This is a genomic window from Actinosynnema mirum DSM 43827 (assembly GCF_000023245.1).
Taxonomy (GTDB): Bacteria; Actinomycetota; Actinomycetes; order Mycobacteriales; family Pseudonocardiaceae; genus Actinosynnema; species Actinosynnema mirum.
In genome coordinates, this window is record NC_013093.1 from 5773442 (window position 1) to 5784380 (window position 10939).

The window sequence follows — 10939 nt, forward strand, 5'->3', positions numbered from 1 at the left end:
GGTGTCAGCGCTCCAGGGACAGGCCGCCGTCGACCGGCAGCACGACGCCGGTGACGTAGGAGGCCGCGTCGCTCGCCAGGAAGGCGATCGCCGCAGCGGCCTCCTCGGGGGCGCCGAACCTGCGCATGGGCACGTGCGCCGCCGCTTCGACCCTCGCGGCCTCGGGCAGCTCGTCGGTCATGTCGGTGCTGATCCAGCCGGGGGCGACCACGTTGACGGTGATGCCCCTGGATGCCAGTTCCAGCGCCGCCGAGCGCGCGAAGCCGATCATCCCGGCCTTGGCGGCGGTGTAGTTGGCCTGGCCGCGCGCGCCGGTGAGCGCCGAGACCGAGGCCACCAGGACGATGCGACCGCCGCGGTGGCGCACCATGCCGCGCACCGCGCGCCTGGCCACCAGGTAGGCGCCGGTGAGGTTGGTGCGCAGCACGTCCTCGAAGTCCTCGGGGCCCATCGTGGCGACCAGGCGGTCCCTGGTGACGCCCGCGTTGGCCACCAGCACCCCGACCGGGCCCAGCTCCCGCTCGACCTCGGTGAAGGCCCGGTCGACCTGCTCGGCGTCGCGGACGTCGCAGCGCACGCCGAACAGCTCGGCGGGCGCCCCGCCACCCCGGTGGGTGACTGCCACCCGCATCCCTGCCTTGGCGAGGGCGGTCGCCGTCGCCAGTCCGATCCCCCGGTTGCCCCCGGTCACCAGTGCTACCCCGGTCATCGCTGCTCCCCCTCGGTGGTCTGCTCGGCCTCGGCCAGGTGGTCGGCGAGCGCGAGCGCGGTCGGGCGCTCGCGCAGCACGGTCGGCGGGATGTGGTGGCCGGTGGTGGCGGCCAGGGTGCGGATGATCGACAGGCTCATCAGCGAGTCGACGCCGAGGGCGAACAGGTTGGCCCTCGGGTTGAGCGCCTCGGGCGTGATGCCCATCGCGCCCGCGATGACGGTCCGGACGTGCTCGCGCAGCAGTTCCCTGTGCTGGACCGGGTCCGGGCGCGGTGCGGCGCGGGTCGGTGCGCCCTCTCCCGCGAGTTCCGCCAGCAACGGGGTGCGCAGCGCGGTGGCGTAGGAGCGGTCGACCTCGTCCCAGTCCGCGTCGACGACCGCGCTCCGGCGGGCGGGCGCGTCCAGCGCTGCGGCGACAGCGCGCCGGGTGGGCATCAGGCGCAGGCCCGAGGCGAGGACGACCTCGCCGTGCGGGGTGCCCGCCAGCCCGTCGGCGCACGGGCCGAGGACGACGGTGCGCGTGGTCGGATCGGCCGACGCGGCGCTGTCGGCGAAGCAGCTGGCCGCCGCGTAGTGGGCCAGCCCCGAGGAGCCGAGCAGGCCGGTGGTGGAGGACAGGTGGAGCAGTTCCGCGCGGTGCTCCCCGGCCAGGCGGCGCAGGGTGGTCAGGACGTTCGCCTTGGCGCGGAACATGCGGCGCACGAGCGGGGCGGACAGGGCGGCGATCGGGGACACGGACTCGTCGAAGGCCGCGTGGTGGACGCCGCGCAGCGGCGGCAGGGTCGCGAGGTGGGCGGACAGGGCGGCGGCGGCCGAGGGGTCGGCGACGTCCAGGCGCAGGTCCAGCACCACGACGCCCCGCAGGCGCAGGCGTTCGGCTTGCTCGGCCGAGGGGCCGCGCAGGCCCCGGCGGGAGACCAGGACCAGGTGGCGGACGCCCCGCTGGACCAGTTCGGCTGCCAGGTGCGGGCCGATCCTGCCGGTGGCGCCGACGATCAGGTGGGTGCCCGACAGGGCGCGGGCGGGGGCGGTGGCCGGTTCGGACCTGCGCAGCACCGGGATGTGCCTGGTGTCGGCGCGGTAGGCGCTCTGGGCGCCGGGATCCGCGGAGGTGATCTCCGTGAGCAGGCGCAGCGCGGTGCGCGGGTGCTCGTCGAGGTCGACCAGGCCTCCCCACAGGTCGGGGTGCTCCAGCGCCGCGGACCGGCCCGCGCCCCACAGGGCCGCGTGTCCCGGATCTGCGGTGGTGTCGCCGGGGAGGAGGTGGGCGCGCCGGGTGACCAGGTGCAGGCGCGGGGGCGCGGACAGGGCCGCGAGCGCGGTGACCAGGTCGAAGGCGCGCAGCGTCGCCTCGGCGGCGGTGTCGGGGTCGTCGCCGCCCGCGCCGAGCGCGTCGGCGAACACGAGGAGCCGGGTGGCGGGTGAGCCGTCCGCCAGCGCGGCGAGCGCCGCCGCGGGGTCCGGGGCGAGGCGGGTCCGCACGCCGAAGGCCCGCCACTCGTCGGCCTGCTCGGGGGTCCCGCCGACGACGAGCCACTCCTGGGGCGGGACGGCGGCGGGTTCCAGGGGCGTGGCGCGCCACGCGAGGTGGTGCGACCAGGCCGGGTCCGGCGCCTCGACGGCGTGGTCGGCGCGCTCGTGGTCGGTGGTGGTGGGACCGGTTCGCGTGGGCCGGTCGGCCGTGCTCCGGTCGACGACCGCCCCGTTCCCGGCCCCCGGCGCGTCGGGGGCGCCGCCGAGCGGCAGCAGCCGGATGCCCGTGAGCGCCGCCACCGGGGTCCGGCCCGCCCACAGCCACGCGTCGGCACGCAGTTCCCGCCCGTGCCCGGTGACCGTCGCGGTGACGGTGGTCGGGGTCGCGGGGTCGAGCACGGCGCAGGCGGTCACGCCCGTCACCAGCGCGGGGCCGGGCAGGTCCTCGGGCAGCGCGGCGGCCACCGCCTGGAAGGCGCCGGTCAGCAGGGCCGGGTCCGGTGCCGCGCCGGACAGCTCAGCCACCGCGGTTCCGGCCCCCGAGCGCAGCCCGGTCACCACCCGCAGCGCGGGGCCGAACTCGATGCCGTGCCCGGCCAGCAGGTCGTACCAGCGTGCGACGTCCCGCTCCACCCCGTCGGGGCGGGGTGGCGGCGGGGTCGGCAGGTCGTGGTCGTCGTGCAGCCGGGCCGAGGCCGCCTGCGCCCACGGCAGTTCCGGGGCGGTGCGGAAGTGCAGGGTGAAGGTCGCCGCCCCGACCCCGCGGTCGCGGCGGGCCACGCCCTGCAGCCGCAGGCCGGGCACGACCGGGACCGGTTGGTGCAGCACCAGGTCGCGGACGCCGGCCCGCTTGAACCCCAGGTCGCGCGCGGCGGCCAGCGCGGCGACCAGCGCGGCGGACGCGGGCAGCACCGGTTCGCCCAGGACTTCGTGCGCGGCGAGCCACTCCGCCCGTTCCGCGCCGGGCTCCGACTGCCACACCAGGGTTCCCGGCTGGTCCGCCAGTTCGGTGGGCGGTCCGAGCAGCGGGCCCTCCTCCGCCTCGGACCGAGGGCGTGCGGCGCCGTCCTCCCGCGCGGGCACGTCGACCGGGGAGCGCCAGAACCGGGTGGTGTCCCAAGTCCTCGGCGGCAGGTCGACCAGTCCGCCGCCGGTCCACGCGCCGCGCCACACCGGGGTCGCCCCCAAGCAGGCCAAGCCGGCGGCGGCCAGTGCCACGGCCTCGGGGCCGCCGCGCTCGCGGTGCAGGGTGTGCAGCACCGCGGGGTCGGGCACGCCCAGCGACCGCAGCGCCTCCGCGACCGGTCGGGTGAGCACGGGGTGCGGGCTGACCTCCAGGAACACGGAGTGGCCCGCGTCGGCCGCCGCCGCGACCGCGTCCGGCAGGCGCACCGGTTCGCGCAGGTTCGCCGCCCAGTAGTGCGCGTCCGGCGGCGAGGTCAGCCGTTGTCCGGTCACCGTCGAGTAGAGCGGGATGAGGGGCTCGGACGACGCGAGGTCGGCCAGCTCCTCGACGACCCGGCCGAGCAGCGGGTCGACCTGCGGGGAGTGCGAGGCCACGTCGACCCCCACCCACAGCGGGTCGACGCCGAGGGCGGTCGCCACCCGCTCGACGCCCGCGCCCTCCCCCGACAGGACCGAGGACTGCGGGCCGAGCAGGACCGCGACCGACACCGCGTCGTCGAGGCCCTCGGCGGTGATCGTCTCCCGCAGACGAGCCCCGGTCTCGGGGACGACGGCCATCCGCCCCTCGCCCGCGATCTCGCCGAGGAGCCGGGAGCGCACGCAGATCACCCTGGCCCCGTCGCGAGGGCTGAGCGCGCCCGCGACGACGGCCGCCGTGACCTCGCCCATCGAGTGGCCGAGGACGGCGGCGGGCTCGACGCCCCTGGCCCGCCACAGCGCGGCGAGCGCGACCTGCACGGTGAACAGCACCGGTTGCACCCAGGTGACCGACTCCCCCGTGCGACCGGACTCCAGCGCCTCGCGCGGTGACGGGCAGCCGTGCGCGCGCACGACCGGGTCCAGCTCGTCGATGGCAGCGGTGAAGTCGGGGTCGTGGTCGAGCAGCCCGTCGGCCATGCCCGCCCACTGGGAGCCCTGGCCGGAGAACACGAACACCGGGGCCGGGTCGTCGCGGACCGCGCCGGTGGTCGCGTCGGGGTGCTCGCGGCCCTCGGCCAGTTCGGTGAGCACTTCCGCGAGCCCGGCCGCGTCGCGGGCGAGCAGGCCCGCGCGGACCGGGCCGTGCGAACGGCGGGTGGTGAGGGTGTGCGCGAGGTCGGCCACCGGCGGCGGATCGCCGTCCAGCACCGAGCGCAGCGCGCGGGCCTCAGCGCGCAGCGCGGCACGGGAGCCGGCCGACAGCAGCACGACCGGCGTGCTGCCGTCGGGTTCGGGAGGCTCGTGCGGGCGCACGGCGGGGGCCTGCTCCAGCACCGCGTGCGCGATGGCCCCGCCGAAGCCGAAGGAGCTGACGCCCGCGCGCCGGGGGTGGTCGCGGTGCGGCCAGGCGGTGAGCGCGGTGACGGGCGCGAGCGGGCGCTCGTCCAGCCGCAGCAACGGGTTCGGGGTGGTGAGGTGCAGGTTGGCGGGGATCTCGCCCCGGTCCAGCGCCAGCACCGCCTTGATGAACCCGGCGACGCCCGAGGCGGCCTCCAGGTGGCCGAGGTTGGTCTTGACCGCGCCCAGCAGCAGCGGCCGGTCGGCGGGGCGACCGGGCGCGTGGACGGCGGTGAGCGCGTTGACCTCGACGGGGTCTCCGAGCGCGGTGCCGGTGCCGTGGGTCTCGACCAGGTCGACGGTGCGCGGGTCGACTCCCGCGGCGCGGTGCGCGGTGCGGATCAGGTCCTCCTGGGCTCCGGGGTGGGGCGCCATGAGGCCGTTGGAGCGTCCGTGCGAGCCGACCGCGCTGCCGCGCACGACGGCCAGCACCCGGTCCCCGTCGCGCAGCGCGCGGGAGAGCCGCTTGAGCACGACGACGCCGCAGCCCTCGCCGCGCGCGTAGCCGTCGGCGCCCGCGTCGAAGGTCTTGCAGCGGCCGTCCGGGGAGAGCACGCCGGAGCGGGCGAAGCCGACCGAGACCCCTGGGGTGAGCAGCAGGTTGACCCCGCCCGCGAGCGCCAGGTCGCACTCCCCGCGCAGCAGGTGCGCGCAGGCGAGGTGGATGGCGACGAGCGAGCCGGAGCAGGCGGTGTCCACCACCATGCTCGGCCCCCTCGCGCCCAGCGCGTAGGACAGCCGGTTGGCGATGACCGCGGCGGAGGAGCCGGTGGTGGTCCAGCCGTCCACCGCGGAGGCGTCCTCCGGCAGGTACTCGACGGCGCCCGCGGCCAGGAACACGCCCGCGCGGGTCCCGGCCAGGCCGTGCTGCGGGATGCCCGCGTGGTCGAGCGCCTCCCAGGCGACCTCCAAAACCTGCCGCTGCTGCGGGTCGGCGACCTCGGCCTCCTTGGGAGGGACGCCGAAGAACGCCGCGTCGAAGCGGTCGACGTCGTCGAGGAAGCCACCGGCGCCCGCCGCGCCCGCGACCAGGGCGGCCACCCCCGGATCCGCGGTGTGCGCGTCCCAGCGGCCTTCGGGGACCCGGCCGACGACGTCGCCACCCCGGACGAGCAGGTCCCAGAACGCGTCGGGGCCGCGCACGCCCGAGGGGAAGCGGCAGCCGATGCCGACCACCACGACCGGGTCGGCGGCGTTGTCCTCAGGTTCGGGGGGACGCTCACCGGTGGCGGGGCGGCCGGTGGCGACGTGGTCCGCGAGCAGGGAGATGCTGGGGTACTCGAACACCGCGTCCGGGGAGAGCGGCGCGCCCAGGTGCTCGCCGAGGCTCCCGGTCATGCTGATGACGTCGGTGGAGCTCAGGCCCAGCTCGTCGAGCGGGCGGACGGTGCTGACGGCGTGCTCGGGGATGGCGAGCCGGGTGGCGACCCAGCCGATGAGCCAGGCCCGCGCCCTCTCCCTGGTCTCCGAGGTGCTCACGCGCCCTCCCCGTTGGTGCGCCGGGAGAACGCGGCGAGCGCGGGGTCCGCGGCGGTCGGGGGCGGATCGGTCCGAAGTGGATCGATCCAGGCCACCCCCTCTCGGGGCGGACCGGTCTGGGCCGGTGTGGCGGAGGTGCCCCGACCCGCGACGACCGGGTGGGCCGCGAGATGCGCGGTGAGCAGTTCCACCGCCTCCTCCTTGTCCCGTCGGGGGACCAGGTCCATGCGGCGCACCGCGTCGAGTCCCGCGTGCCGGTAGTACTCGTCGCGCAGGATCGACCCGATGACCGCGTGGTGGTAGGCGCCGTCGAGGTAGAAGTAGTCGCGCAGGACGCCCTCGACGTGGATCAGGCCGGAGGTGAAGATCTGCACCATCCGCTTGTTGAAGGACCATCCGCTTGTTGAAGGCCGCGGTCATCAGGTGCACGCGGTGGGCGTTGCGCTGGTGGAACAGCTCTTCCAGCAGCAGGAGCACCGACTCGACCCCGTAGCCGAGGTCCCACAGCTGCGGGGGGCCGACCGCGTTGCCGACCTCGAAGTGGCCCTCGTAGGTGACGGGGCGCCAGTTCACCCCGCCGACCGGCTCGCCCTCCCGGTCGCGCACCACCAGGTAGCGCATCCCGTGCAGTTCACCCGCTTCGCGCAGTTGGGCGGGGGTGACGGGTCGGACCTGGCCGGAGGAGTACACCGAGGTGGTGGACGAGGCCCAGGCCGCGAGCAGCTCGTAGTCCTCGTCGGTCGACGCCGGGTGCAGTGACACGAGTTCGCCTTGCAATTGTCCCCCGCCTCGTCGTGGTGCGGACGCGCACGGCGGGCCCGCCCGGCGGAGGATCTCCTCGGACGTCTCCAGGCGTGCGGCAAGAATGATCGGGAGAGCGGCGCTCACCCCGGTTGTCGAATATCTCCCCAGTGCGCCAAAGCTGTCCGACCCCTGCGGTTCGGCTCTGACGATTAACGCCATGCCTATCAAGCGATCTCCGGGGTTGTCAACCGCGTTCAGCGGCGCGACACCCCCGTTAATACCACCCAGCAGCCCTCGGAGTGGGCTGCATCAGCATTTTTTCGACTCCCGAAGGGCGTCGTTGACACCCTCGGTCAACGATGCTTCCATAGGCAAAGTCCGACATACGGAGCATATTGAACCGGGTTTGTTGGAGACGGAAACCGTCGCAGTCTGACTGAAAGCTGGGGGACCCACACCGATGGGGGATGTGAGGAGCGGGCCCGAGCGCGTGTCCGCCTGGGATTGTCGCAGCACAACCGGTCTATTACCCGCGGGCGCGGATCCCTCGCCGGGGGGAGCCCCGGACCTGGGAGCGCGCCGGGGAAGCGGGTCTCCGCCCCGCGCCAGGGCGCTCCGGGCCCCGAGCCGCCGCGCAGGGTGCAGATAGGCGGGGTGGACGTGGAGCGGAACCCGACCACCCTGAGCGCAACCAGCTCGAAGAAGCAGGAACACCTCCGCGACGACGCTCAGCAACTGGCCGAGAACTTCATCCGCACGACCGCGGGAGAACCGCTGTCGACCGCCCGCCAGGTGGCATTCGTAGACCACCACCGGGCCGCCTACGGAGTGCACGTGCTCTGCAAGGCGATTTCTCTCGCGCCATCCACCTACTACGCGGTCAAAAAGCGCGAGCGCGCACCGGCGAAACGAACCGTGCGTGATCGCGAGTTACTTCCCCTGATCAAGGCAGCCTGGCTTTCCGAGGGCGGCAAGAGGGGCGCTCGGAGCATTTGGCGCGAGCTCCAGGACAACGGCGTGCCGGTCGCCCGGTGCACCGTGGAACGGCTGATGCGGGCCGAGGGGATGCGCGCGTCCAGGGCGACCGCGCGCAGGCAGGTCCACGACGGGGCGGTCCAGCGCCGCGTCACGCGGTAGCACCGCCGGGCGCGCCCGGCACGACGCCGCAGCGGCACGGGTTCCGCCGCGGCGTCGTGGTCGCGCGCCCTCGACGGCCACGTCCCACTGCGAACCGGGGGAACACCCATGGCACAGCGCGTCACGGAGGCGGCGCCGCCGTCAGCACGACCTCCGACCCCACCGCCCCCGCAGGGGCGGGTACCACCACCGCTGACCGCCCGGTCGATGACGGCCTCGGCCTCGGGCGCCTCCGCGGCGCTCACCGGGCACGGCGTCCGCGCACCGGACCGGGTGCTGCTGGCCGCGGGCAACTCGCCGGAGTTCGTCGCGGTCCTGCTCGGACTGCTGGACCTGGGCGTGTCCGTCGCGCTGGCCGACCCCGGCGCGCCCGCCGCGGCGCTGACCGCGTCGGCCGTCGAGGTGGGCGCGGACTGGTTGGTGACCGACCGACCCACCGCGCCGGGCGCGCCCAGGACGATCCCGCTGGCCGACGCCGCGGGCGACGCGGGCGGCGCGCTCGCCGACCCGGACCTGGTCCGGTGGACGGCCAGGGCGGACGGGTTGATCAGCTGGTCGTCCGGGTCGACCGGCGCGCCGAAAGCCGTGGTGCGCGCGGGCGCGGCGATCGAGGGCAACCTGGCGCGCACCGCCGACCGGATGGGGTACCGGGCCGACGACGTGCTGGCCCCGCTGCTGCCCTTCTCCCACCAGTACGGCATGTCCATGGTCCTGCTGGCCAGGCGGGCGGGCTGCGGGTTGCTGGTGGCCCCAGCCCGGTTGGATCGCGCGCTGCCCGCGCTGGCCGAGCACGGCGTCACGGTCGTGGACGCCACCCCGGTGACCTTCCGCAGCGCGCTGAACCTGCTGGCGCGCAAGGAGGGCCTGGTCGACGCGCTGACCGGGGTGCGCATGTGGTGCACCGGCGGCGCGCCGCTGGGCGATGAGCTGGCGCGGCGGTTCACCGAGGTCACCGGAGCCCCGCTGCTGGACGGTTACGGCAGCACCGAGCTGGGCAACGTGGCGCTGGCCGGACCGGGCGCGCCTGACACCTGCCTGCCGCTGGCCGGGCTGTCGGTCCGGGTGCTCGACGAGCGCGGCGCCCCCGCGCCACCGGGAGTGATCGGCCGGGTGTGGGTGGACTCGCCCGACACGGCCTCGGGGGTGCTGGCCGACGGGGTGCTCGTCCCTCGCCCACCCGGCCCTCAGCACACGCACGACCTCGGACTGCTCGACGAGCGCGGTGGGCTGCGGGTCATCGGCCGCGAGCGCGCGGTGGCCCGTCGCGGGCACACCCTCTACCCGGACCGGCTGGCGCACCTGGCGGGCGCGTGCGGCGCCCCGGTGCAGGTGGTGCCGCTACCGCGCGGAGAGGACGACTGGCGGCTGGTCTTCGTGGTCGAGGACCCGCGGCTCACCGCCGCCGCGTGGTGGCGGGCGCGGTTCGGCGAGGTGCTGGCCAGGCACGAGCTGCCGGACCGGGTGCTGGTGGTGGCAGAGCTGCCGAGGCTGCCCAGCGGCAAGACCGACCTGGTGCGCGTCACCGACATCGTCCGCTCGGCGGACACCTCGACCGGGCAGGACGCCGAGCGCGCCGCTTCCCGGGGTCACCGAACCGGAAGGGCACTGCCATGACCTCATCGAGCAGGACCGGCGGAGGGCGTCGGGTCGTCGTCACCGGCCGGGGAGCCGTCACGCCCATCGGCGCGGACTGGCCGACCACGTGGGCGAGCATGGTGAAGGGGTCGAGCGGCATCCGCGTGCTGTCCACGGTGGACACGACAGGACTGCCGGTGCGGATCGGCGGCGAGGTGCTGGACCTGGACCTGTCCGGGCTGCCGCCGAAGGCGGTGCGCCGCACCGACAGCTCGGTGCACATCGCGCTGTCGGCCGCGCTGGAGGCGGTGGCCGACGCGAACCTGGTGGTCGACGAGGCGCTGGCGCCGAGAGTGGCGGTGGTGCTGGGGTCGGCGGGTGGGCCGACGAAGCTGTCCGCAGCCGCGACCCGCGCGCTGGACGAGCGGGGGGCGCGCGGGTTGAGCCCTTACTACTTCCCCGGCAGCGGCGTGGACAGCGCGGCGGGCGAGGTCGCGCTGCACCTGGGCGCGCAGGGCCCGTCGGTGTGCGTGGTGACCGCGTGCGCGACCGGGGCGACCTCGATCGGCGAGGCGGCGCGGTTGATCCGGCACGGCGCGGCCGACGTGGTGGTGGCGGGCGGCGTGGACGACACGATGACCAGGCTGGACATCACCGGGGCCGCGATCTCCCGCGCCCTGTCCACCCGCAACGACGACCCGGAGGCCGCCTCCCGGCCGTTCGACCGGGGCAGGGACGGGTTCGTGATGAGCGCGGGAGGCGGCGTCGTGGTGCTGGAGAGCGAGGAGCACGCCAGGGCGCGCGGCGCCAGGGTGCTGGGCGAGCTGGCGGGCTACGGGGCGACCACCGACGCGTTCCACCCGACCGCGCCGCACCCTGAGGCCGGTCCTGCGCGGCGGGCGATGCACGACGCGCTGGCGCAGGCGGGGCTGGCGCCGCAGGACGTGGGCTACATCAACGCGCACGGCACGTCGACGCCGCTCAACGACACCACCGAGCTGAGGGCGATCCGGGGCGTGTTCGGCTCGCACGCCACGCGCATCCCGGTCAGCTCGACCAAGAGCATGACCGGGCACATGCTGGGCGGGGCGGGCGCGGTCGAGCTGATCGTGGCGCTGGAGTCGGTGCTGACCGGCGTGACGCCGCCGACGATCAACTGCGACGACCCGGAGGACCCGGAGGTGAACTTCGTGCCGCACACCGCGCAGGAGCACCGCGTCGAGGCCGCGATGAGCAACTCGTTCGGCTTCGGGGGCCACAACGCCGTGCTGATCGCGCGCCGCTGGGCGGGTTGAGCGCCCGCACTCCCACTAGCCGA

The 10939-nt window shown here is 75.5% G+C and carries 6 protein-coding genes and 1 pseudogene; 3 read left to right on the plus strand and 4 right to left on the minus strand.

The genetic code is table 11. The features are described 5' to 3' along the window. Positions 1 to 4 precede the first annotated feature (4 nt). The 4 genes and pseudogenes from fabG to AMIR_RS43305 all read right to left on the minus strand — a co-directional run. Positions 5 to 709 (minus strand): 3-oxoacyl-ACP reductase FabG, encoded by a 705-nt coding sequence (gene fabG, locus AMIR_RS24110; protein ID WP_015803566.1) that lies wholly within the window; start codon positions 707 to 709, stop codon positions 5 to 7. Further along, entirely contained in the window at positions 706 to 6165 is a 5460-nt protein-coding gene (locus tag AMIR_RS40560; protein ID WP_015803567.1) for a type I polyketide synthase, read from the minus strand. The genes fabG and AMIR_RS40560 overlap by 4 nt, the downstream gene beginning before the upstream one ends. Then, a complete protein-coding gene (locus AMIR_RS40565) occupies positions 6162 to 6542 on the minus strand; it encodes a hypothetical protein (protein WP_049796957.1) in 381 nt (126 codons plus the stop codon). The genes AMIR_RS40560 and AMIR_RS40565 overlap by 4 nt, the downstream gene beginning before the upstream one ends. Before the next feature lie 28 nt (positions 6543 to 6570). After that, positions 6571 to 7128: pseudogene (locus AMIR_RS43305) on the minus strand (GNAT family N-acetyltransferase); the annotation flags it as partial. 435 nt (positions 7129 to 7563) lie between these two features. On the opposite strand from AMIR_RS43305, the gene AMIR_RS36170 reads away from it, so the two are divergent. The 3 genes from AMIR_RS36170 to fabF all read left to right on the plus strand — a co-directional run bounded on the left by AMIR_RS36170 (position 7564) and on the right by fabF (position 10916). Next, complete coding sequence (locus AMIR_RS36170) at positions 7564 to 8046, plus strand: IS3 family transposase (protein ID WP_049796959.1); 483 nt, start codon at positions 7564 to 7566, stop codon at positions 8044 to 8046. A gap of 108 nt (positions 8047 to 8154) precedes the next feature. Continuing rightward, positions 8155 to 9660 (plus strand): class I adenylate-forming enzyme family protein, encoded by a 1506-nt coding sequence (locus AMIR_RS24130; protein ID WP_084799003.1) that lies wholly within the window; start codon positions 8155 to 8157, stop codon positions 9658 to 9660. Next, positions 9657 to 10916 (plus strand): beta-ketoacyl-ACP synthase II, encoded by a 1260-nt coding sequence (fabF, locus tag AMIR_RS24135; protein WP_015803570.1) that lies wholly within the window; start codon positions 9657 to 9659, stop codon positions 10914 to 10916. Before AMIR_RS24130 ends, fabF begins: the two co-directional genes overlap by 4 nt. Positions 10917 to 10939 lie beyond the last annotated feature (23 nt).

Excerpts from the sequence above, each read along its gene's own strand:
- fabG (WP_015803566.1), bottom strand. The coding sequence starts at position 709 with ATGACCGGGGTAGCACTGGTGACCGGGGGCAACCGGGGGATCGGACTG.
- AMIR_RS40565 (WP_049796957.1), bottom strand. The coding sequence starts at position 6,542 with ATGGTGCAGATCTTCACCTCCGGCCTGATCCACGTCGAGGGCGTCCTG.
- AMIR_RS24130 (WP_084799003.1), top strand. The coding sequence starts at position 8,155 with ATGGCACAGCGCGTCACGGAGGCGGCGCCGCCGTCAGCACGACCTCCG.
- fabF (WP_015803570.1), top strand. The coding sequence starts at position 9,657 with ATGACCTCATCGAGCAGGACCGGCGGAGGGCGTCGGGTCGTCGTCACC.